We start from the raw sequence: 22382 nt of genomic DNA, 5'->3' as shown, positions 1-22382 counted from the left end.
CGCGATGAATTTAATATTTAATAGAGTATAAATAGCTCTGCCAATTAGAACGCCAAAAAATTTAGTCTAAGCGTAAGCTATGGACAACGCTCCCATTCTTGATGCTACTACGATTTTGGTTGTAGACGACGATAAACTCATGCGGCAGCACATGCGCCGAGTGATGGAACAGGCTGGATATCAGGTCGTAGAAGTGCAAAATGGCGAACAGGCAATAGCGGCTTACACTCAGTTTCGTCCCAGTCTCGTATTGCTAGATGCCGTTATGCCCGTGATGGATGGGTTCGCCTGCTGTCGGCACTTGCGTAGTTTTCCTAATGGCGATAGCGTGCCAATATTAATCGTTACAAGGCTAGATGATGCAGAATCGCTCCAACTCGCTTTTGATGCAGGTGCAACTGATTTTATTACCAAACCAATTAACGACATAGTTTTACGGCAGCGAGTACGGCATTTATTACAAGCTAGTCGGACGATGGCAGAATTACGCGCCTCTACGGACGCAGCCCAAGCATCGCGCCAACAAGTTACCAATATTTTAGAAAGTATCAGCGATGGCTTTTTTACCTTAGATAATGAGTGGCGATTTACCTACATCAATCAACACGCCCAAGTATTTCTACAAAAAACGAGAGCGGAGTTAATTGGTAAGAGTATTTGGGATGAGTTTCCCGAAGCAGTGGGTTCTACTTTTGACCAGGAGTATCGCCAAGCAAGAGCGCAACAAATTGCAGTTGCTTTTGAAGAGTTCTATCCTCCGCTCAATACTTGGTTTGCCGTTCATGCCTATCCATCTCAAGATGGTATATCAGTATATTTCCAAAATATTAACGAGCGCAAACGCCTAGAGGCGATCGCCCGCACGCGAGAACGAGAACTGGCTGATTTTCTAGAAAATGCCAGCGTCGGCATACACTGGGTAGGAGCAGATGGAATTATTGTCTGGGCAAACCAAGCTGAATTAAATCTGCTCGGTTACACTCGCGAAGAGTACATCGGACAACACATTGCCAAGTTTCACGCCGATCGAGAAGTTATCGACGATATTCTGCAACGCCTCAATGCTGGCGAGACACTGTGCGACTACGAGGCGCGGTTGTTATGCAAAGATGGTTCTATCCGAGATGTATCGATCGGCTCTAACGTTTTTTGGAAAGACAAGCAATTTATCCACACGCGCTGCTTTACACGCGATATCACCGATCGCAAACGGATGGAAAACCAACTGCAACAAACTATGCAGTTGCAACAAGCAGTTCTCAACAGCGCTAACTATACGATAATTTCTACCACTACTGACGGGACAATCCTCACCTTTAATGCTGCTGCCGAGAAATTATTGGGCTATTCCGCCTCAGAAATTGTTGGTAAAACCACACCTGTAATCATTCACGATCGCGAAGAAGTCGTCAGTCGGGCGCGAGAATTGACTCAAGAACTGGGAGTGACAATCGAACCAGGGTTTGAGGTGTTTGTTGCTAAAGCAAGACGGGGAGAACCAACCGAGCAAGAATGGACTTACATTCGTAAAGATGGCAGCCGCTTCCCCGTTCTATTGTCAATTAGCGCCATGTACGATGCTAACGGTAAGATTACCGGATTTTTGGGTATTGGCAGCGACATCACCGAACGCAAACGAGCCGAAGCAGAACTACAACGCCAAAATTTGCGATCGCAATTATTTGCCGAAATTACCCTGAAAATTCGTCAATCGCTCCAACTAGAATCGATCCTCCAAACTACCGTCAACGAAATTCAAAAGTTTCTCCGAGCAGATCGGGTGATTATTTTTCGCCTATGGTTGGATGGTTCTGGAAATGTCGTGCGGGAAGCCGTAGTCAACGGCTATCCAGCGATTTTAGGACAACATATCTACGATCCTTGTTTTGAGGAGGAATACATTCAAAAATATCGACAAGGACGCATCAGCGCTATTCATGATGTCGAGCCAGCAGAAATACACGCTTGCCACAAAGAACTTCTGCAACAATATGGAGTCCGAGCTAATCTCGTCGTGCCGATTTTCCTCAAGCGAGAACTCTGGGGTTTGCTGATTGCCCATCAATGTAGTAGTCCCCGCGTTTGGAGCAGCTTTGAAACCGAATTGTTACGGCAATTGAGCGATCAAATCGGCATTGCTCTCGCCCAAGCCCAAATGCTAGCCGAAGAAACCCGCTACGCGCAAGAACTTGCCCGTTCTAACGCGGAACTGCAACAATTTGCCTCCGTTGCTTCCCACGACTTGCAAGAGCCACTCCGAAAAATTCAAGCCTTTGGCAACCGCTTGAAAGCCAGTTGCGGAGATCTTCTCAACGAGCAAGGACTCGATTCCTTGGAGCGAATGCAAAATGCAGCCGGACGGATGCAAACTCTGATTGACGATCTCTTAATGCTGTCCCGCGTCACGACTAAAGCGCAACCTTTTGTAACTGTCGATCTCAATCGAGTCGTAAAAGAAGTATTATCCGATCTAGAGGTGAGGATACAGCAGACTGGGGGTAAGGTGGAAGTTAGTTCCCTTCCTAAAATTGATGCTGACCCAGTACAGATGCAGCAGTTATTACAAAATCTTTTGAGTAATGCACTGAAGTTTCACAAACAAGATACGCCTCCAGTGGTTAAGCTTTTCAGCCAACTATTTGATTCCCAACACCAACCAGTTACAGATGGGGCGATCGCCACATCATGCCAAATTATGGTAGAGGATAATGGTATTGGTTTTGAGCAAAAGTATCTCGATCGGATCTTCAATGTCTTTCAACGCCTGCACAGTCGCAGTCAGTACGAGGGTACAGGAATCGGACTAGCGATTTGCCGTAAAATTGTCGAACGACATCAGGGCAATATTACAGCTCAAAGTAGTCCAGGGCAAGGAGCTAAATTTAGTGTTACCCTGCCAATTAAACAACTCGTAGGAGATAACTCGGAGTGAAAGGGCGACGCACCACTGTCACAATTCTCATGGCTGACGATGACGAAGACGATTGCATGTTAGCAAGAGAAGCGCTGGCAGAAAGTCGCTTGGCTAACGATCTCTATCTCGTGCGCGATGGCGAGGAATTAATGGATTACCTACATCAGCGCGGTCAATATACTGACCTGAAGCTTGCCCCTCGTCCAGGCTTGATTTTACTCGATCTCAACATGCCCAAGAAAGACGGACGCGAGGCACTACGGGAAATTAAGGCAGACCCGCAGTTAAAACATATACCAGTAGTGGTATTGACAACTTCCAAAGCCGAGGAAGATATTTATCGTAGTTATGAATTAGGCGCTAACTCCTATATCACTAAACCAGTCACCTTTGCTTCCTTAGTAGAGGTCATGAGGACTATTGGTAAATACTGGTTTGAAATTGTAGAACTACCACTGCAATCGGTGGGAAACGGACATGGACACTGAGCGAGTCAAAGTACTTTTAGTTGATGACGACGAGGACGATTATGTCTTGACGCGAGACTGGTTGGCAGCAGCTCAAGGCACGACATTCGATTTAGACTGGGTAAGTTCTTATGATGAGGCAATAGCGACGATCGCCCAGTGTCAACACGATATTTACTTGCTCGACTACCGCTTGGGCGATCGCAATGGTTTAGAATTGCTTCAAGCTGCCGTAGCTGAAGGTTGTGCCGCACCCATAATTTTACTCACGGGCAAAGGCGATCGCGAAATCGATATCGAGGCGATGAAGGCAGGAGCAGCCGACTATCTAGAAAAAACTCAGTTGAGCGCCCCTTTACTAGAACGTTCCATTCGCTACGCCCTCGAACGCCAGCACACTCAGCAACAAATCCGCGCCCAAGCCGAATTACTCAATGTCGCCACCGATGCCATTATTGTTAGATCGCTAGATGACAAAGTTTTATATTGGAACAAGGGAGCAGAACGTCTCTACGGTTGGCAAGCACAAGAGGCGATCGGGCGAAATCCTAACTTATTAATCTACAACGAGAGTCTCGTCGATCAACTGCTAGAGATTCACACAGCCTTAGAGCAAACAGACACTTGGCAAGGCGAACTACATCAAGTCACTAAAAACGAGAAACCAATTGTCGTCTACAGTCGATGGACCTTAGTACGCGATCGCCAAGCTCAGCCTAAGTCAATTCTTGTCGTCAATACTGATATTACCGAGAAAAAACTCTTAGAAGCTCAATTTTTACGCGCTCAGCGTTTGGAAAGTATCGGCACTCTTGCCAGCGGCATTGCTCACGATTTGAATAATGTCCTAGCACCAATTCTGATGACAGCTCAGCTACTGGAATCTCAAATGCACGACGAGCGCAGTCAGCGACTTTTGCCAATTGTCGTTACCAACGCCAAACGGGGTGCGGCTTTAGTCAAGCAGGTACTCTCTTTTGCACGAGGTTTAGAGGGAACGTATACAAACTTACAAATTAAGCATTTAATCTCAGAAATTCGCCAAATTGCCAAACAAACCTTTCCAAAATCGATCGAGGTTCAGACTAACATTGCCTCTAATTTGTGGTCTGTCTCTGGGGATGCCACTCAATTGCATCAAGTCCTAATGAATCTCTGCGTCAACGCTCGCGATGCCATGCCTAATGGTGGAACGTTGACAATTTCTGCCGAAAACTTTACAGCAGACGAACACTACGCCAGGATGAACTTGGAGGCAAAAGCTGGCTCCTACATCGTCGTTACCGTCAGAGATACAGGTCAGGGAATGTCGCTGGAAACCCAGGAAAGAATTTTTGAGCCATTTTTTACGACCAAAGAACTCGGTAAAGGCACGGGACTAGGACTATCCACTGTCATGGGTATTGTTAAAGGTCACAATGGATTTATTCAAGTTTGGAGCGAACTCGGTAGAGGTACGGAATTTCAAGTCTATCTACCAGCAGTGGCAGTTGTAGAATATTATCGGCAGACAGAACAAGACACGCCCTATGGGAACGGTGAGTTGATTTTGGTTGTGGATGATGAAGCTGGCGTGCGCGAGGCAACAAAAACTTCTCTAGAGACTTTTAATTATAAAGTTGTCACTGCTAGTGACGGAATTGAGGCGATCGCCACCTACGCAGAACACCGCGATCGGATAGATTTAATCTTAATTGATATGTTAATGCCTGCAATGGACGGTATTACCACAATTCGTACTATACAAAAACTCAATCCCCAAACTAAAATTATTGCTACTAGTGGTTTAGCCGCTCAAGACAAATTTCATGGAATGACAGACATAGAAGTACAAGCCTTTTTAGCAAAACCCTACACAGCCCAAGAATTATTGCAAACGATGAAGCAAGTTCTGTGTTCGCAACCAGTTGGTTGTTAGTTGTTGATGAGTGACTAGTCACTGATTAATATCCGCCTAAAATTCCGCGTTTCTTTGCTTGGCGTTCTGCTAGTCGGAATAGTCCTATCCCTAGAGCAAGATATACGACTCCATTGATGAAAGCGATCGCTATGTGAGTTAAATTTAAATTCTCTCCGCGTGCCATCAAAGCTCGTAATATTCCTGCACTGGGAGTAATTGGTAATAGACTTGCTAAGACTCGGGCAAATCCCGTCGATGCTTCTATGGGAGTAGCTAGGAGAAATAATAAACCAAATTGAAATATGACTTGTAATTGGCTTACCTGCTTAAATAATAAAGCTAAAGCTCCAATTATAAAAGCAATCCCATTCGCTCCCATCAATACAGTTATGAGAGGTAAAATCAAAACTGGAGGAAAATCGAGACGGCTGCCAGTTAAGAGCATTATAGTTAATAAAATGCTCAAAACAAAAGCTAATTGCAACGTTATCGCTGCTAGCGATCGAATTAAAAATACTTTGACTGCCCCGAATTGAGAGAGAAAAAGTTGTTCGAGCGTGCCAGTTTGAGCTTCGTACTGAATTCTATTAGCAACGTTGCCCATAACAAATAAAACTAAGCTCCAAAGCACGTAGCCAATAACTATTGAATCGAGGCGATCGCCTAATTGAAAACTCGCCCCAGCAACGTAACGAGCGCTCAAAAACAATCCATAAAAAATTGAAACAGTAACTATAATAATACCAACAACTTCGATTGGATAGCGACGTTGTAAAATCCAAGTTCGTTTTAATTCTGCAAAAAATAACTCAATCATTAATATTATTACCTTGTTTCACAATCTGTAAAAATATTTCTGTTAAATTAGCTTGTTCTTTTGCCACAGATTGAATTGGTAAAGGCTGGAGAATAGCAAGAACTTTATAGAGTAATTCCGGGCGATCGATGTAAATAAATCTTCTGGATTCAATCTCTAAACCAATTGTTTCTAATTCTATTATTCTTGTTTCATCTAAAGCGGTTTCCATTTCTATCTTGTAAGCTGTACCAGAAAATTGTTGAATCAATTTTTGTGTGGGTGCTTCTGCCAAAATCTCGCCTTTTTGAATAATGGCAATTCGGTCTGATAAAATTTCTGCTATTTGTAATTGGTGTGTTGTCAGCAAGATAGCACAACCAGTAGCAGCAATTTCGCGGACGAGAATTTTTACATCCTCAGTTGCTTCTACATCTAATCCTAAAGTTGGTTCATCTAATAATAGAAGTTTGGGACGATGAACTAAAGCTACAGCAAATGCTAATTTCTGTTGCATTCCCCGTGAAAGTTGCTCTACAGGAGTATGTCGCTTGGCTAACAAGTCAAATCTTTCTAAAAGATCTCTTCCGGCAAGACGCGCTTCTCGTCGATTTAGTCCTTTTAATACGCCAAAATATTCTAAATTTTCCTCTGGAGTCAATCGCCAGTAAAGGTTGCGATTCCCTTCTAAAACTGCACCCAGGTTTTGTAACGCTGAAGCATTGCGATGAGGATCTTTACCTACAATTCTCACTGAACCAGAATCAGGCTGAATTAAACCCGCCATCATTTTGATACTAGTTGTTTTACCTGCACCATTGGGACCAAGAAAAGCTAAGATCTCTCCTGGGTAGATAGTTAAGGAAACATCCTTCACTGCTGGTACATTTTGTTTGTTGCGGCGGAAAGTTTTTTTGAGATTATACGCTTCTAAGGCTTTCATAAAAAAGTGGTAATGGGTAATGGGTAATGGGTAGTTGGTAGTTGGTAGAGGCTAGTTTTCATATCATTACCCTCACCCCTAATCTCATCCTCTATTGAGTGTGTAAGGTGGGCAATGTCCACCTTACAATTGATATTAAATACTTTTCAAAATGCGATCTTCAGTAGCGTAGTCGAGTAATTCTTTTCCAGTCCACGGAGAAATTTCTGTTGGTGGATGCGATCGCTGCCAGTCAATTGTTGTTTTTAGCGCCTTTTCTAGCGTGACGACTTCGCTATAACCGAGTTCCTGCCGAATGCGGGTGGTATCTACCAGCCAGTACTGAGCCGTGTTGTATGGTAGGTTCCAGTCTGTCGGTAAAGATTCTGTGGCAACAGTCACAATTTTGCCTTGCCAGCCTGCGACTCGTCCAACTCTGCTCAGTCTTTCTGCCTCAGTTAAAACTTCTGCATCTGCAACATGATAAATACGTCCCTTAGCACGTTCGTTTGTAGCTGCCAAAGCGATCGCGTAAGCAACATTCTCTACATACCCGTAGGAACCGCGCCATTGAGCTATGCTTTCTGGCAAGACGATCGCCGGACGGTCTTCATCCATTCGCTTTAAGTAGGGGAATAGACGGTTGAGAGGATCTTGCGTCCCGTAAACCATTGGCAGCCGTACAATTGTACCAGTTAAATCGGCAGAATTCATCACTACCCGTTCGACCAAAATCTTTTCATAATCTGCCGGAGCGTTCAGCGGTCTTTCAGCCATTTCCCGAAATAAATGTAGCTGCTGGCGCAAGGCTGAATTTTCAGTTAGGGGAACCGGCTCAACTGGAGTCGATTCAATTTGCAGAAATACTGCATAAGCGCGATAGACATCCATGCTGCTAATAGCAACAACGCGCTCTGCGATACCCTGAAATATATTCATCAGCGCGATCGCATCTGCCTCGGTATAGGGAAACATATCGACGACAACTTGAGGCGAAAGACGCTCAAATTCACTTTTCATCTGGCTAAGAGCGGAGCGATCGCCTAATATATGTTGTATTCCTTCGGGTAAGTCTGCTGCTGTTTTTCCTCGATGGAAAACGGTAACTTCGTGTCCCATTGCATACAATTGCCTAACTACAGCAGGACCAATAAAATTCGTTCCCCCGATAACTAAAATTTTCATATTTGCTCCTTGATGGGAAAGTTAAAAGTTAAAAGTTAAAAAGCAAAATAAATTATTACCTACCAATCACCAATTACTAATTACCAATTACCAATCAATTACACAGTCAAATTTTGAATAATATTGTCAATCAATCCATACTCTTTTGCTGCTTCAGCGTTGAGATAAAATTCTCGCTCTGTATCGAATTTGATTTGTTCTATTGCCCGATCGCTATTAATAGAAAGTATGCTATTAACTGTTTCTCTTAAATGTGCAATTTCTCTAGCTGTAACTTCGATGTCGCTTACTTTCCCTTGAGTGCTAGCTAATGGCTGTGCGATCGCAATTCGGGCATTCGGTAAAGCCGATCTTTTTCCTTTTGTGCCGGAAGAAAGTAATAATGCAGCCATTCCCTTTGCAGTTCCAACGCAGACGGTACAAATATCCGCCTGGATTTGAGTCATTGTATCGTAAATAGTCAATGCAGCCGTAACTGAACCACCTGAACTATTGATATATAGAAAAATATCTCGTCCTGAATCTTCCGTATCGAGAAATAGCATCTGCGCTACAATTGAATTAGCTATTTCTTCTGTAATGTCACCTCTTAAAAAGATTACTCTTGTAGCTAGTAAGCGAGAGTAAATATTAAAATAACTCTCTCCATAAGCTGAAAACTGAGGAAAAAAAGGAATGTTTGACTGTTTGGGAAAACTCATCTTTATAGCCTCCTAATTCAAACTTAAATCTTGGGTCGAGGCGTATACTTACAGCTATACATTTTTAATTGTCTGAGCGAGAATGAGAGTGAGGAAGCAGAATTTAGTTACCCGTTATTATCAAAAAAGCTCGCTAAAACATTTGGTAGTCGATCGAGCTTGTCATTCCAACCACCATTCAACAAAGAATGGAGAATAACACTTTCTAAAATTTGAGCTGCACCAATATGCGTAGGTGAACATGTAGAACTGGGAGCGATCGCCTCTACAGCATGAGTCACTGCATTGAAATCCCCCAACCCCCTTGAAAAGGGAGCATCTGTCCCCCCCTTGTTAATGGGATCTAGGGGAGTTCGAGATCTCTGGTTACAAATGCGTACCTCCTGTAACTGAGGTGTTGCGTAATTTAACTCGCGGTGTTCTAGCTGAAGTTGCGTCCCGCCATCAACAGGTGTCAGCGTCCAAATCACAATCGAAGGCTGACTCATATAACTATCCTGCCAATTGTAAGCAAGTCGTTTTGGTGCGTCAATTTCTAAAACTTCGCAACGGATAACACCATCTAAACCTGGTAGGGAATGAGTGCGAAACTGAAATTTGTGACCGATCTGCGGTTCAAAATCATTGTCCATCAACCATGCGGCAAGCGATCGCCTCTCGGTGAGTCCCCGCCAGACTTGCTGCGGTGAGTAAGGATAGAAAACTTTGGTCTTTAATCCTCTGAGCATCGGTTATTCTCCAAATATGCACCGAGAGCAGCTAATTTCTCTTGCCAGAACTGTTCGTAATGCGATACCCACTCCGACACTTGTTTTAAAGGTGCAGGATTCAATTGATAAAGCCGCTGTCGTCCTTCCCGCCGTTGGGTAACTAAGCCTACTTCACACAACACCTGCAAATGCTGAGAAATGGCTGGTAAAGACATGGCAAAAGGTTCAGCCAGTTGTTTTACTGGTTGTTCGCCGTCACGCAACCGATCCAGCAATGCTCGTCGCGTTGGATCGGCGATCGCCTGAAAAATATCTCCCCCCGCAGCGGGTCTACTCATACAATATTTAAGCATTCACTTAAATATTTAGGATATATAAGCTTTTACTTAAATGTCAAGCTTACGGAGGCGCAAAATTCCGCGTCTTGACTTTGTAGGTTCTTTGTTCAAGTTTTACAGCTAAGACATAAATACAAGGCTTATTTGAGTCATAAAATATCTAATTAAAAAACGCTTTTAGTACGATTCATATTTGGTTGATGACCAATAACTAATCGGCGATCGATGATAGTCTTAACACCAATACTAATTCTCTTTATTTTTGTCCAAAATTTCCTCTCCACTGGTTCCCTTTTTTACAAGGAGAGTTAGGGGATCTGCTGTCGCATATCTTTGTGACATATAGTCTGTGACATATAGTTACAAAAAACTGGTATAAGTCCATCTCAGTTTGGAATTACTACATTAAAACTAATTTGTTATCTAGCGAAATAGCTATATTTAAATGCCCAGTGTTTTTCAGAAGTTTCATTTGCCATCTTAACTGTTTGTTTACTTGAAAATTTCTCAATTAGCCCTAATATTGTTCTTATTTACTCGACTGGAGATATAAGGCATGAAGGAAAACGATCTGCTAGTCGAAAAAGTTTACCAGCAAGCTAGAGCCGATGAATTTATCTGGCAGAAAGCGAAAACTTTAGGTATGTCGCGCAAGAAATTCCTGCAATTTATGACTGTCGGTGCGGGAATAGCAATTGGTAGCGGTTTACCACGCTTACGGCTAGAAGAACCCGCTCTGGCTGCTGGGGAGGTAGTTAAATCAGTTCCTCCAGAACTTTTTTACGATTACAAAGGCATTCAACAAGAAATGCGTTGGGAAGCCATGTATGACCGAGGCTATCTCGTTCCCAACGAGCTATTCTACGTCCGCAACCACACGGCTACCCCCAAAATCGACCAGAAGACATGGCGCTTGCGGGTTGAAGGGTCTGGGGTGTCTCGTCCGAGAGAGTTTACTTACGACGAACTACTTTCTCTACCATCAGTCTCGGTGATTCGAGCGCTAGAGTGCGCTGGTAACGGTCGCAGCTTTTTTGAATCCGTCCAGGGAAAAAAAGCCGACGGAGCGCCGTGGAAACTGGGCGCGATCGGTGTAGCAGAATGGACGGGCGTACCTTTGCGGGAAGTTCTGCAACTCGCAGGAGTCAAACGCACCGCAAAAGACGTAATGCCAGAAGGGTTAGACGAAAAGAAAGTTCGTCGTCCGATGTCCCTGGCGAAGGCATTAGAGGAAGATACATTGCTCGTCTATGCGATGAACGGGCAAACTCTACCAGCAGACCACGGTTTCCCCATCCGTGCCTTCGTTCCAGGCTGGCTGGGTGCGGCTAGTATCAAATGGGTAGGGCGGATTGAAGTTTCAGAAAAACCTCTGTTTTCCACATGGAACACGGAAAGTTATGTCTTAATCGGCTCCGACTATCAACCCAATCCCCCTGCTAAAGGCACGATTATCACGGCGCAAAATATCAAAAGTGCTTTCGAGCTGGCTTGGGATGCCAAAATGCCCGCAGGAGAACATTTATTGCGAGGGCGTTCTTGGTCTGCTAGCGGTAAAATTGCCAAAGTTGAGGTCAGCCTTGATGGGGGCAAGACCTGGCAAGCGGCACGACTCCGAGAGCCTAACCTTGATGGAGCTTGGGTGAGATGGGATGTAGATTGGAATGCTCGTCCTGGCAAATATCAGCTTCAGGCAAAGGCTACAGACACTAAAGGCAATACCCAACCAACTTCAGTACCTTTCAATGCTAAAGGCTATTTGTACAATGCGGTTGTCAGCCATCCCGTGACTGTGAGTTGAGGAGAGAATATTTGCAAGTCGCCATGCGACTTGCAAATACATTTCAATTCAATGAATTGCTGCAAATCCAGCTTTTTCAACAATTTGCTGTCCTTCGTGGGAGAGTAACAAGTTGGTGTAAGCAACTCCTGCTTGTTCGTCGGGAGTGCGGTCGCGGCGAATGACGATAAATAGACGGCGAGTAATGGGATAAGAACCATCGCGCAAGGCAGCAACATTGACGCGCTCGCCTGCAACAGGGGAGACGTAATCTTTAGAACTACCTCTAGCTATGCCCAACAGATGAATCGATCGCTGTCCGACAGCAATAGAAGCCGAACTGTAAGAGATTGCCCCAGGGGTAGCAGCAACTCTTCGCATGGCTGTGGTGTAGTCGCGCACGATCTTGACATTACGACCCAAATTGTTGACGCGATCGCTCAGCAATAATTTGAGCGAAGCGTGAACCTTGGGGTCTTGAGAAATAGGCGCGATCGCTCGATTGGGTCCCCCTAGCTGTTTCCAGTTAGTCACTTTGCCCAAGAAAATATCTTGAAGTTGTTTCACCGACAGTCCAGGTAAGGGAACGTTGCGGTGGGTAAAAAATACAATGCCATCAATTGCCACTGGCACTTGTTGCAGAGTAAAGTTACGTTCTTTAGCTTTGCGATACTCTGCATCTGACACGGAGCGACCATTTTGAGCAAAACTGAGTTCGCCATCAAGCAACATACCGATCCCGGTACTACAACCCGGCGGAACGTTAACAGGTGGTTCGGTATAGCGTAGATGGAAATTTGGACGCACTTTGGCAATACTAGAGTGCATTCCGTGGGCAGTCATAGCAGCAAAACAGGTTGCGCCGCCATAATTAAACACACCTGTAGGAACGTTAGGAACATCTTGCATCGACGCATAGGTTTGAATATCCGCTGTATTGGATGCTATTGCTGGAGGCTGTTTTCCTAGCGGTTGCTGTGTGGGCGTAACAACTGCACTCGGTTTATCTTTCAAAGTAGCAGTTGTATGACTTCTGTAGAACCAGTACATCCCACCCGTTCCCAACAATAACGCAATCAGCGGTATGACCGACCAGGGAAAAGCAGACGAGTTTTTAGTTTGAGAATTTTTAGCGGACTCGGGAAAACTGCGGTTAAGAGTGGAGTGGCAACGCTGACAGCGATCGGCGTTACTAGGATTATCATCGTAACCACAGACACGGCAAATGATTTTAGTTTGATGAACTTTCATAAAAAAGGTGGTGCGTGGTGCGTGGCTAGTGGCTAGCAACTAGTGGCTGGATTCTTTTCTAGCCACCAGTCACTAGTCACTGATCGCTGATAACTGACAACTGACATCTAGTGGCGAATTCTTTCTCGTTCTCCCGATTCTAAACCGTTGTTACTGCGTCGTTTGCGACCGAGTACGCTTAAGGAAATTAAGCGGTAGAGCAAAATTGTCCCTAAACCCCAAATGCCGTTGAGAATTAAGGCTGTAGCAATACCGTTGGGTTGCCAGCCACCACCGACAGGTTCGCCTCTTAGGGGCATGACAATAAACCAGTTAACAAGACTAGGTGCGATCGCGCCAAATAGCAGTGTTGTCCCCCAAATTCCCAACCCTTGTCGAAAAAAGGAAACGAATAAGACTAATACAATCCCCCAAACACCGCCCCAAAAAGCAAGAGACCAGACGCGAGGAATGCCGAACGGTTGTGTTGATTTGATCGCATAAGCTGTTAACTTAGCAGGTGCAAAACCAATACTATGTAACAACAATAGTGCTAATTGATGAAATAGTAAAACTGATAAAAATCCAGCCACAAAAGCGAGAATCAAACGAGGTAAAGGATGATTTTGCGACATAATGTAAAGCACCTAATTTTATTTGTGTAAATTTTATAGGGAGCAGTTATCACTGACCAGTGACCAGTGACCAGTGACCAGTGACCACCGACTCCTGATTCCCGACTTACGACTTACGACTTCTTTGCCTCATTCCTCACCGAATCGGTACATAACCCGCTCGATCGACGAGTTTTTGACCTTCTGTGGATAGCAGCAGGTTAGCGTAAGCTCTTCCAGCCACTTCATCTAAACTGCCATCCTCGCGATAAACTACGAAGATCCGGCGAATCAGTGGATAGGAACCGTCAAGCAGGGCTTGCTGGTTCACCGTACCATCGGGAGCGGCTGCTGGAACGTAGTTACGCGATCGCCCCTTTGCCAAACTGAGTGGCTCAACTGTCTGTTGACCGACTACTAAAGCCTGAGCGCCGTAGCCGATGCCTCCCGGTATTGCAGCAACTTTGCGAATTGCACTAGTAGTATCGCGGACAATTTGTACATTTTTACCAAACCGCCGTTGGGAACTCGGCATTCCTTGCAACAGAAAACTCGTAGACGCTTTCGCATCGGGGTCTTGACTGACGGGAACAATTGGTAGATTCGATCCTCCCAGTTGTCGCCAATTCGTAATTTTGCCACTGTAAATCTCTTGGATTTGACCCAAGGATATACCAGATAACTTCACCCCAGGATGGCTGTAGAAGGCAATACCTCCTAGCGCTACGGGAACTTGTTTGAGGGTGTAACCGCGCGATCGCACTATATTGTATTCCGATTGCTGAATGGGTCGAAAGGACTCGGAGAAACTAATTTCTCCATTAGCCGTCATTTCAATGCCCTTGCCAGAGTCGGGCGGGACGTTGAGCGGATCGGTATAAAGCAGGCGAAATTTTGGATGGGCGCGGGTAATTTCACTTTGTATATTCTTGGCACGTAAGGCAGCTGAAGCCATAGCGCCGCCATAGAGGAAAACTCCTTCAGGAACATCAGGGACATCCCGCAAGGAGTTATAGAGCTGCCATTCTCTCGGGAAATCAGCTTGAGATGTTAGTGGTTGGGATGAGGGAGGCGTTGGCGGTTGACTGTTCCGCCAGAGAACAAATAACCCTAGTGTGACTAATAGCAGTCCTGCTAAAGGTATGACTGACCAAGGAATGCTATTACGCCTCGATAGAGAATCGCGATCGCCCCCATCAGCAGATTGACTACGGAGGCGAGAGTTACAATTCAAACAGTGGTTAGCTGTAAAAGGGTTATCGTCGTAACCGCATTGAGGACAGACAATCCGACGATTAGAACTGATTTGATTCATGAGGTTTCCCAATTTGTGAGGGATCGATCTTAATAGAGTAGACAACTACTTAGTTAAGAACGATACATTATCCTCCTTGGGTAAACTGTCCGATAATACTCGGTAAGGCTTGGCAGAAGAAAAAACCGAAAAACACGACTGAGAGTAAAACAATCGCCTCTCGCCATAGCGGCGATCGCAATTCGGCAGGGAGAAATTTGCGATTGACATAGAGAGCGTGCAAACCTAGAAAGACAAAATTTAAGCCAGCAATGTTCGCACTCAGGAGAATTAAGAAAAAGGGCTTGATCCCTGATAAGAGAATAAAAACTCCCCACAGAGTAAACAAAGAGAGGATGCTGTAGTAAACAAAACGAATATCTCCCCCTCGCCAAGCGCGAATGTGGCTGCTGCCCGACCACACCATATCTGTCACCATACGCGCAAAAACATCAGTAATGCCAAGTTGGGTACTGTAGAGAATCCAAAAGCCTACCAACAGAGTAATAAACCACATAATGCTAGTGGTATCTTCCCGCGATAGGTATTGAGCTTGATAGACGGCGATCGCAAATTGGTTGTCAAAGCGAGTTCCAGGCGGAATAAACTGCAAAGTCAACAAGGCTGGCAGTCCCATTCCTAAGAAACATCCCAGCACCCACACACCATATTGGTCGGTAATGGCATACTTCCACCATTCACGCCAACGCTTCTTGTTTTCGGTGGTTAAGGGAAAGACTTTACCCGTGGGAGTCAGAGACATACGGCGACCGCCAATCAGTGCCGGAATGTATCCCACTACGCCTCCCATGCCCAATCCCTTATCGCGAAACCAGTTACTCAGCGTTCCATTTAAGACTCCTCCCGCACCAGCAAAAGCCGCAAAGCCTCCCACTTTCAGCCAATCAACATTAGGGGGAATCGTGCCGAAGCGGAGAAAACCCATTGCCGCTCGACCCCACGTCTCGGGTGCAGTAAAACCCAGGGCAATGACAATTAAGAACAGGAGGATTGCCCCAACAAAAAACCATTGCACGACTTCCATCGTCCGCTCAATTTTGGCTCCAAAAGCAACGATCGCCACTGTAGATAGGAACCAGAATAAACCAAATGCTTTAATCGTTTCTGCGTGTTCCGGTCCAGGAATATCGCCGACAAACATCGCAGTCAGAGCCGTAGCCGCCGAAGAAGCCCACCCAGGCCATCCTAGTTGCAAAAACGCCAGGACAGAATAAAAAATTGCCCAGAAGCGGGGTCCTGGTTTAGTCCGCATAAAACCTGTATAAATTGGTTCGCCCGTATACAGGGTGTAGCGGATAAACTCCATGTTCATGAGGACTTGGAGAATAATCGAAGTCGTGGCAATCCACAACATAAAACCACCGTACTGAGCCGTCACCGCTGGACCCAGCAGCCATTCGCCGCTACCAATCGAAGTCCCCAAGAGAATTGCTCCAGGTCCAATCAGAGCGATCGCATTATTAAAACTAAATGGCGGCGGTGCAGGGAGATCGGCAACTTCCCAGGGTGGAAGTTCGCCCGCCGAGATTTTAGAACGAGTGGCGATTGCCTCAGTTCCTCTTTCAGTTGCGGTTGGAGCGATCGCTCTATAGATAACCCCTGAGGTATCCACTACATTTGGCTCCGCCTCCTCCGAAGAGCGCCATCCTAAAATTCGCAATCCCAGATAAACTAAATAGCCGATAACGATCCCGGCAGCCAACCAGCCATACAAACCCAACCAGAAAGTGGCATCAGCCAGAATTTGTATTCCGTTGCGAACGAGCGTAATGATAAAACCCAGTACCAAGACTGCCGTAGCTACATATATGGCATACTTGGTAGCTGGGTCGCGTACTTTATCCATAAGCAGCCACAAATAGCTACACAATCCTCTTAATATATCTGGATTGCTAGCAGATAGAAGTTAAATCTAGTTAAAAGTGAGTGGAGAGAATTCGGAATTCGGAATTGGTGATTTGGTAATGGGTAATTGGTAGTTGGTAAAATTCTTCTTCCTTGTCCCCCTTCGCCCCCTAATCCCCACTCCCTTCGGTCGTGGGGAAGAGCGAGTTCCCCCTTGTCCCCCTTGTCCCGACTCCCTAACCCCTAATCGCATTAATTGCACTTTTAGCAACACCAGCGATCGCGGAGTCAGTAGCTTTTGGTAGGTGGTAGTATTTTCCTCCCGCAGTTTGAGCTAGTTCTTTAGCAAAACCTGTAGAGATAAATTTATTTTCAGTATCGATGACTAACAGCTGTATTCCCAATCCGCGAATTCTAGCGGCGATTTCCAGTAGTTCTTTCTTGATATCGGGCTTTTCTCCCTCTGGTAAAGGTTCGCCTAGCGATCGCGCCAAAGGTATATTTCCTCGACCGTCGGTAATTGCCACAACGACCACTTGTCCGATATCTCCCGCCATTTGAGCATTCATACCCACCCGTACCGCTTGTGTTAAACCATGCGCTAGGGGCGAACCGCCACCACAAGGCAACAACTCCAATCGTTTACGCGCCAAAGCGATCGAACGGGTAGGAGGCAACAACACCTCTGCCTGTTCGCCACGAAACGGGATCAACGCCACTTGGTCGCGATTTTCATACGCTTCTGTCAAGAGCTGAAAAACTGCCCCCTTAGCTGATTGCATCCGATTCAACGCCATCGAGCCAGAAGCATCAACCACAAACACGATCAATGCTCCCGCTTTGCGGACGAGTCGCTTCGAGCGGATATCTCCCTGCTCGACAAAAACTCTTTTTTGTGGGTAATTGGTAATTGGTAATGGGTAATTGGTAGTTGGTAGTTGCTCCCTTGTCTCCCTTGTCTCCCTTGTCTCCCTTGTCTCCCTTGTCTCCCTTGTCTCCCTTGTCTCCCTTGTCTCCCTTGTCTCCCTTGTCTCCCTTGTCTCCCTTGTCTCCCTTGTCTCCCTTGTCTCTACTCCCTGCACTCCCAGGCTCCCTGCTCCCTGCCTCTCCCGCCGTGCCTTCTGATAAGGTGCAGCTGCTCTTAACGTGGCATCTACTGCAATTCGTCGCACGGGACCTTTGGGTAACATCGGTTTGACGTATCGTCCCCGATCTTCGGAGAAAATTAAACTGCGACTGCCGGACTTCCCCCGCCGCTGTGCCATCTGTGCGAAATAAAGCACGCTGTCGTCGAGAATTACACCTTCGGCATCAAAGACAAATTCTTCAGGAATGTTGGGCGGTGTTTGCTCGTTTTCAGGTTCTTCCTGTTCGTCCTTCTCTTCCTGCTCCTCCTGTTCCTGGTTAGACTCATCTTCGGGTTCGTCTTGGTTTTGGGGTGGTGGAGGTGGTGGGGGTGGTGCTTCGGGTGGAGTTTGTACGACTGTTGCTCTCGGGACGATGACTAATTCTACGGCGCGACGAAGATCTTCGGCTGTAACTGTGGTTCTGCCTTCTAAAGCGGCGGCGGCTTTGGCGACTCGCACGGCGTAGAGTTCGGCGCGGTGTCCCTGGACTCTAGCGCGTACCGCTTCATCGACTAAATAGGCAATTTGCTCGTGGGTAATTTGTACGTCTTTGAGCCACTCTCGCGCCAAGATAATTTGAGTTTTGAGATTGTCGAGATCTTCGGCGTATTGCTGGAGAAACTGCTGCGGTGAGGTGGTGTAAGCGATCGCCTGTTCTACTGCTTGTACTCGTTCGTCTAGACCTAGCACGCCATCCGCAGAAAGAGCGATCGCGATGCGATCGAGCAGGTGTTCCCGTAACGCTCCTTCTTCTGGGTTATACGTAGCGATAAATAAAGGCTGACAGGGATGCCCAAAACTAATTCCTTCCCGTTCGATTTGGTTGCGTCCCTCGGTTAAAACCGTCAGCAGTTGGTTGCTAATACTGTCGTCGAGTAAGTTAATTTCATCGACATACAACACGCCACGATGGGCAAGTGCCAGCAGTCCTGGTTGAAATACGGTTTCTCCCTGTTTGACCGATTGTTCTACATCCACCGAACCTAAAAGTCGGTCTTCTGTCACGCCTAAAGGAATTTGTATGAATGGTGCGGGAATCACTTCTGTAGGGACGTTACCCTCTGTAGAGACGTTACCCTCTGTAGAGACGTTACATGTAACGTCTCTACTTAGTTCGTCGTCCCATTCTTCAGGGCGATTGGGATCGCAGTTACAAAAAGAACCTTTAACAACTTCAATCGGCGGTAAAAGGGTATGAATTGCCCGCGCCATGACTGATTTTGCCGTACCGCGACGACCTGCGATCGCGACTCCTCCCAAACCAGGATCGACGGCTGCTAGCAGCAGGGCTATTTTAATGGCTTCTTGTCCCACGACAGCAGTTAAGGGAAAACTGGTAACGGTTGCAGTAGACGACGCAGGCATGGTTTCAATCTTTGAGCTTCCAGCCTTCTAGCATATCAATTCTTTGTCCCTTACTGAAAATATGACAGTTGACAGTTAACGGTTCGGAGAGCGATCGCCCTTCTATTTGTCAGTCAAACGATATTCTCATAATTTCAATACTTTATAAAGCTTGCATAAACATGCGTGAAATCTCACAAGAATTAATTGATTTTTAATATTTTTTTGCCTGTCTTTGCGCATTCTTTACCTACAAAATGAATTCGCTCGGTAAACTATGTACGTATATACTTAATCCGCTAATCTAATAGGTAAAAATCATATTATGTGTATTGTATGTGGAGTTTTCTTTTCTGGCTTGACACTGTTTACACCCGTAACAGAAGTTCCAAATTCAGCTAACTCAAACGCTGCTAATCTCCCTAAAGTCCAATATCAACAAACTCAAAGCAAGTCATTGGCGAAACAGGCTCAAATTAAGCTATCTAATATGCTGAGTCGATTACCTGTTTCTGAAGAAACGCAAGTATTGCGAAAGGAACTTAAATCAATTCAAGTACAGTTAGAGCCAATTAAAGATGATGCTAAGGCTCAACAAATTATTGAAAAGGAATTAAGAACTGTATATCAGAGAATTTTAGAAAAACCAAGTTATCAGCAAGAGTTTAATGTATTTATGAAACTGCTAGAAGTCAAGTCCGATCAACAAGCTATTCATAACCTGAGTTTGAACTTGGCTCAAAATAACAGCGATCGCTCGACTCTATTTACAGGACAAAGCAAAAGCTGGGGTTGGATACAATAGCTGGTAGGGTGCGTTATCAACGCACCCCACGAATCTACTGTTACTTCCTTATAGCGCGCGACTGGCTGTCTCAACTACCGTGTCATAATCTACATAGGCTTCTACCAACGTGCCTGGTTTTACGGTGATATTTTTGCCTTTAATAAATACGCCAAATACGCTGACAAGTGCTGCCACAGCTACCATAGTTGCACCCCGACCTTTACCATTTTTCTCCACAGTCGATCGCAACGGAATTTTAGTACCATCCACTGCTTCAATTTCTTCCACAGTAAAGTTTAATTGTCCTTTTTTACCAAACATGCGAGCGCGTTTTGCTTCAGTAACTTTTCCAGTCGCTCGCGCTCCTTTTTTAATCAAAATTTCTTTGGTTGGTGAGAGGACATTTGTTGCTGCATAGTAAACAACAATATCTCCCTCTTGTGCTGTCTTTGAGCTAAGTTCTTCAGCTAGTTCTAATTGCAGTTTAGTTCCTGACGCTAATGTTAGCTTTTTCGCTACGAGCATTTGCGATCGCTCTAATTTTAGTTCTGAGTTTCGCAGTTTTAGTGGTTCCGAGCCTGCTGGAGCCAGCCAGATTGTTTGCAATAGTAAGACGAGTCCAAAAGATAAATAACGACGGTCAAGTTTCATTTTTCGAGTTCCTCATGCTTTTTTATAGCAACCTAGTCAATTAAAATATGCTCTATACTTAAGGCGATTAGAGCATACTTTAATAGCTACACCCATAATTAAATAACGGTTCGCTTTAACTATGTAGCTTCATTTCTTCTGTAGTTACACTCAGAACGGCATAAATACTTTTGCCTATTTCTGCTAAGCGATCGCAATTATTAATTTAGAAAATTCTGAGAAAAATTGGCTCAACAATAGAAAGTTTTAGCAATTGTCTAATATTTCTTAATTAAGAATAATTAAAATAAGATGATTTTAGCTTAACAGTCAAAAATAATAAATTACAAATAGCCGATCGCGGAATATTATTTTGTTTTAACTTTGAGCGGAAAAGTCACTGTAAATGTCGAACCAACTCCAACCTCAGAGGCTAATTCAATCTTTCCCTGCAACAGCTTGACTAAGCGCGAAACGATCGCCAGCCCCAAACCCGTGCTGTTGGGTATGGCGATCGTTCCGGCTTGAAAATAGGGTTCAAACACGCGCTGCTGTGCTTCTGGCGCAATTCCTACGCCTGTATCGGCAACTGCGATCGCCCATCGTTCGCGATCGATCGTCCAACATTTCACCGAAATCTTTCCATCTAGCGTGTAGCGAATCGCATTACTAATCAGATTCGTCACAATTTGCTGCAATCGTAACGAATCCGTGACAACTTCTTTTGGGGCTGAATCTAAATCGAGGCTCAATTTGAGTTCCTTGGCTTGTGCCGCAGGCTGCATCATAGCAACAAGATCGCTTGTTAGCTCGCGAATCTCGACTATTGCAGGCTGGAGTTGCATTTGCCCTGCTTCGTATCGCGAGATTTCTAAAGCATCGTTAATCAAGTGTAATAAATGCCTACCACCGCTTAACACCTGTTCGATATGTTCTATATTGGCGTAGCTATCTTTTACCTCAACTCTGTCTTTCCGCTGTAGGCGCAAAAATAAATCGGCATAGCCAATGATCGAAGTCAAAGGAGTTTTCAGTTCGTGGGCGAGATGAGAAAGGTTTTCGCGATTTGCCCGCACCAGCCGCGTTAATTCCTGATTGTTGAGTGTCAGTTGACTTTGTAGCTGTTGTAGTTCTGCCAATCGTTGTTCGGTGTAGCTTTTAAAGCAGCGGGCGATCGCTTCATCAATGACAGTATCAATTAACCGAAAAGCACGAATCACCTCTAACGCTGAGCTTGTCTGCAAGCTTGTCTCAATGGTAGAGAAGATAACATGACGCAGAATTCGATACTCTCGGGCAATTTCCCCAGCCTCAAATCCTTGTTCTGCCCTAATGACACCGTGTTCTAAACTCACCTCTACTAGTGTCTTCAAATCGCTATCTTGTGATTGAGAAAGCACTGTTGCCATCGCTTGAATTACGCGCGGTATGCTGTCTTGCAAAGACTTGTACGGCAGTTCGTTAGCTGTTTCAATTTGGTCATCTGCACGAATGGCAGCAATCCAGTCCTTCAAAATCGTATCGCTTCGATCGAGCAGCAGTTGACTGAAATCTTGCATCACTTCAAGCACGCATAGAGATAGGCATGGCAATCTTCAGTTTATAGGAACCTGCCAGATGGTGGAACCACTCTATCGTTCGATACTTCGGTAAGCAATGCTATGGTACTTCGCCAGTGGTTCGTCCGCATTTCTGCCCCGTAGAGATAGCTGAAAAGCTTTTCGACACTAATAGCGGCTCGATTCCCCTGCTGAAAATTTTGGCTTGATGTTATTGT

19 protein-coding genes are annotated in these 22382 nt (G+C 45.3%); 5 read left to right on the top strand and 14 right to left on the bottom strand.

Features of this window, described 5'->3' with window-relative positions; translation table 11 throughout:
* The first annotated feature begins 79 nt into the window (after positions 1-79).
* The 3 genes from CHRO_RS07825 to CHRO_RS07815 are packed head-to-tail and all read left to right on the top strand — an operon-like array spanning position 80 to position 5299.
* On the top strand, positions 80-2932 hold the full coding sequence (locus CHRO_RS07825; protein ID WP_015153664.1) for a PAS domain S-box protein: 2853 nt from the start codon (positions 80-82) through the stop codon (positions 2930-2932).
* Positions 2929-3402, top strand: a complete 474-nt coding sequence (locus CHRO_RS07820) for a response regulator (RefSeq protein ID WP_015153663.1) — start codon at positions 2929-2931, stop codon at positions 3400-3402. The genes CHRO_RS07825 and CHRO_RS07820 overlap by 4 nt, the downstream gene beginning before the upstream one ends.
* Positions 3392-5299 carry a hybrid sensor histidine kinase/response regulator gene (locus CHRO_RS07815; RefSeq protein WP_015153662.1) on the top strand — a complete coding sequence of 636 codons (1908 nt, stop codon included), beginning with the start codon at positions 3392-3394 and terminating at the stop codon, positions 5297-5299. The genes CHRO_RS07820 and CHRO_RS07815 overlap by 11 nt, the downstream gene beginning before the upstream one ends.
* Positions 5300-5324: 25 nt before the next feature.
* On the opposite strand, the gene CHRO_RS07810 is transcribed toward CHRO_RS07815, so the two are convergent.
* The 6 genes from CHRO_RS07810 to CHRO_RS07785 all read right to left on the bottom strand — a co-directional run bounded on the left by CHRO_RS07810 (position 5325) and on the right by CHRO_RS07785 (position 9933).
* Positions 5325-6098, bottom strand: a complete 774-nt coding sequence (locus CHRO_RS07810) for an ABC transporter permease (RefSeq protein WP_015153661.1) — start codon at positions 6096-6098, stop codon at positions 5325-5327.
* Positions 6091-7020, bottom strand: a complete 930-nt coding sequence (locus tag CHRO_RS07805; protein WP_015153660.1) for an ABC transporter ATP-binding protein — start codon at positions 7018-7020, stop codon at positions 6091-6093. Before CHRO_RS07805 ends, CHRO_RS07810 begins: the two co-directional genes overlap by 8 nt.
* Before the next feature lie 135 nt (positions 7021-7155).
* The gene (locus CHRO_RS07800; protein ID WP_015153659.1) at positions 7156-8184 is read right to left on the bottom strand and encodes an NAD-dependent epimerase/dehydratase family protein; all 1029 of its coding nucleotides are present in this window, start codon (positions 8182-8184) and stop codon (positions 7156-7158) included.
* A 98-nt stretch (positions 8185-8282) separates the two neighbouring features.
* Complete coding sequence (locus tag CHRO_RS07795; protein ID WP_015153658.1) at positions 8283-8885, bottom strand: ATP-dependent Clp protease proteolytic subunit; 603 nt, start codon at positions 8883-8885, stop codon at positions 8283-8285.
* A 107-nt stretch (positions 8886-8992) separates the two neighbouring features.
* Positions 8993-9613 carry an SRPBCC family protein gene (locus tag CHRO_RS07790; RefSeq protein WP_015153657.1) on the bottom strand — a complete coding sequence of 207 codons (621 nt, stop codon included), beginning with the start codon at positions 9611-9613 and terminating at the stop codon, positions 8993-8995.
* Positions 9598-9933 (bottom strand): ArsR/SmtB family transcription factor, encoded by a 336-nt coding sequence (locus tag CHRO_RS07785; protein ID WP_015153656.1) that lies wholly within the window; start codon positions 9931-9933, stop codon positions 9598-9600. The genes CHRO_RS07790 and CHRO_RS07785 overlap by 16 nt, the downstream gene beginning before the upstream one ends.
* A 556-nt stretch (positions 9934-10489) precedes the next feature.
* Here CHRO_RS07785 and CHRO_RS07780 point away from each other — a divergent pair.
* Positions 10490-11734, top strand: coding sequence for a sulfite oxidase (locus CHRO_RS07780; RefSeq protein WP_015153655.1), 1245 nt, complete (start codon positions 10490-10492; stop codon positions 11732-11734).
* A 48-nt stretch (positions 11735-11782) separates the two neighbouring features.
* On the opposite strand, the gene CHRO_RS07775 is transcribed toward CHRO_RS07780, so the two are convergent.
* The 6 genes from CHRO_RS07775 to CHRO_RS07755 form a co-directional block, all read right to left on the bottom strand.
* Positions 11783-12964 (bottom strand): substrate-binding domain-containing protein, encoded by a 1182-nt coding sequence (locus CHRO_RS07775; RefSeq protein ID WP_015153654.1) that lies wholly within the window; start codon positions 12962-12964, stop codon positions 11783-11785.
* A gap of 107 nt (positions 12965-13071) precedes the next feature.
* Positions 13072-13578, bottom strand: a complete 507-nt coding sequence (locus CHRO_RS07770; RefSeq protein ID WP_015153653.1) for a hypothetical protein — start codon at positions 13576-13578, stop codon at positions 13072-13074.
* A 136-nt stretch (positions 13579-13714) separates the two neighbouring features.
* A complete protein-coding gene (locus tag CHRO_RS07765) occupies positions 13715-14872 on the bottom strand; it encodes a PstS family phosphate ABC transporter substrate-binding protein (RefSeq protein ID WP_015153652.1) in 1158 nt (385 codons plus the stop codon).
* Positions 14873-14939: 67 nt separating this feature from the next.
* Positions 14940-16718, bottom strand: a complete 1779-nt coding sequence (locus tag CHRO_RS07760; protein WP_015153651.1) for an Nramp family divalent metal transporter — start codon at positions 16716-16718, stop codon at positions 14940-14942.
* A gap of 66 nt (positions 16719-16784) precedes the next feature.
* The gene (locus CHRO_RS31810) at positions 16785-16970 is read right to left on the bottom strand and encodes a hypothetical protein (protein WP_181824293.1); all 186 of its coding nucleotides are present in this window, start codon (positions 16968-16970) and stop codon (positions 16785-16787) included.
* Positions 16954-19209, bottom strand: a complete 2256-nt coding sequence (locus CHRO_RS07755; RefSeq protein ID WP_015153650.1) for a VWA domain-containing protein — start codon at positions 19207-19209, stop codon at positions 16954-16956. Before CHRO_RS07755 ends, CHRO_RS31810 begins: the two co-directional genes overlap by 17 nt.
* A 304-nt stretch (positions 19210-19513) precedes the next feature.
* On the opposite strand from CHRO_RS07755, the gene CHRO_RS07750 reads away from it, so the two are divergent.
* Positions 19514-19993, top strand: coding sequence for a hypothetical protein (locus CHRO_RS07750; protein ID WP_015153649.1), 480 nt, complete (start codon positions 19514-19516; stop codon positions 19991-19993).
* Between the two features lie 48 nt (positions 19994-20041).
* Here the strand turns inward: CHRO_RS07750 and CHRO_RS07745 are convergent, their stop codons facing one another.
* Complete coding sequence (locus CHRO_RS07745) at positions 20042-20626, bottom strand: hypothetical protein (RefSeq protein ID WP_015153648.1); 585 nt, start codon at positions 20624-20626, stop codon at positions 20042-20044.
* A gap of 347 nt (positions 20627-20973) precedes the next feature.
* Complete coding sequence (locus CHRO_RS07740) at positions 20974-22164, bottom strand: sensor histidine kinase (protein WP_015153647.1); 1191 nt, start codon at positions 22162-22164, stop codon at positions 20974-20976.
* Positions 22165-22382: the final 218 nt, after the last annotated feature.

Origin of the sequence: Chroococcidiopsis thermalis PCC 7203 (assembly GCF_000317125.1) — a bacterium.
Classification (GTDB): domain Bacteria; phylum Cyanobacteriota; class Cyanobacteriia; order Cyanobacteriales; family Chroococcidiopsidaceae; genus Chroococcidiopsis; species Chroococcidiopsis thermalis.
Note: the sequence above shows the minus strand (reverse complement) of the source record. Positions and strands in the feature narration are given on the sequence as shown.

Excerpts from the sequence above, each read along its gene's own strand:
- CHRO_RS07825 (WP_015153664.1), top strand. The coding sequence starts at position 80 with ATGGACAACGCTCCCATTCTTGATGCTACTACGATTTTGGTTGTAGAC.
- CHRO_RS07815 (WP_015153662.1), top strand. The coding sequence starts at position 3,392 with ATGGACACTGAGCGAGTCAAAGTACTTTTAGTTGATGACGACGAGGAC.
- CHRO_RS07810 (WP_015153661.1), bottom strand. The coding sequence starts at position 6,098 with ATGATTGAGTTATTTTTTGCAGAATTAAAACGAACTTGGATTTTACAA.
- CHRO_RS07805 (WP_015153660.1), bottom strand. The coding sequence starts at position 7,020 with ATGAAAGCCTTAGAAGCGTATAATCTCAAAAAAACTTTCCGCCGCAAC.
- CHRO_RS07800 (WP_015153659.1), bottom strand. The coding sequence starts at position 8,184 with ATGAAAATTTTAGTTATCGGGGGAACGAATTTTATTGGTCCTGCTGTA.
- CHRO_RS07795 (WP_015153658.1), bottom strand. The coding sequence starts at position 8,885 with ATGAGTTTTCCCAAACAGTCAAACATTCCTTTTTTTCCTCAGTTTTCA.
- CHRO_RS07790 (WP_015153657.1), bottom strand. The coding sequence starts at position 9,613 with ATGCTCAGAGGATTAAAGACCAAAGTTTTCTATCCTTACTCACCGCAG.
- CHRO_RS07785 (WP_015153656.1), bottom strand. The coding sequence starts at position 9,933 with ATGAGTAGACCCGCTGCGGGGGGAGATATTTTTCAGGCGATCGCCGAT.
- CHRO_RS07780 (WP_015153655.1), top strand. The coding sequence starts at position 10,490 with ATGAAGGAAAACGATCTGCTAGTCGAAAAAGTTTACCAGCAAGCTAGA.
- CHRO_RS07775 (WP_015153654.1), bottom strand. The coding sequence starts at position 12,964 with ATGAAAGTTCATCAAACTAAAATCATTTGCCGTGTCTGTGGTTACGAT.
- CHRO_RS07770 (WP_015153653.1), bottom strand. The coding sequence starts at position 13,578 with ATGTCGCAAAATCATCCTTTACCTCGTTTGATTCTCGCTTTTGTGGCT.
- CHRO_RS07765 (WP_015153652.1), bottom strand. The coding sequence starts at position 14,872 with ATGAATCAAATCAGTTCTAATCGTCGGATTGTCTGTCCTCAATGCGGT.
- CHRO_RS07760 (WP_015153651.1), bottom strand. The coding sequence starts at position 16,718 with ATGGATAAAGTACGCGACCCAGCTACCAAGTATGCCATATATGTAGCT.
- CHRO_RS31810 (WP_181824293.1), bottom strand. The coding sequence starts at position 16,970 with ATGCGATTAGGGGTTAGGGAGTCGGGACAAGGGGGACAAGGGGGAACT.
- CHRO_RS07755 (WP_015153650.1), bottom strand. The coding sequence starts at position 19,209 with ATGCCTGCGTCGTCTACTGCAACCGTTACCAGTTTTCCCTTAACTGCT.
- CHRO_RS07750 (WP_015153649.1), top strand. The coding sequence starts at position 19,514 with ATGTGTATTGTATGTGGAGTTTTCTTTTCTGGCTTGACACTGTTTACA.
- CHRO_RS07745 (WP_015153648.1), bottom strand. The coding sequence starts at position 20,626 with ATGAAACTTGACCGTCGTTATTTATCTTTTGGACTCGTCTTACTATTG.
- CHRO_RS07740 (WP_015153647.1), bottom strand. The coding sequence starts at position 22,164 with ATGCAAGATTTCAGTCAACTGCTGCTCGATCGAAGCGATACGATTTTG.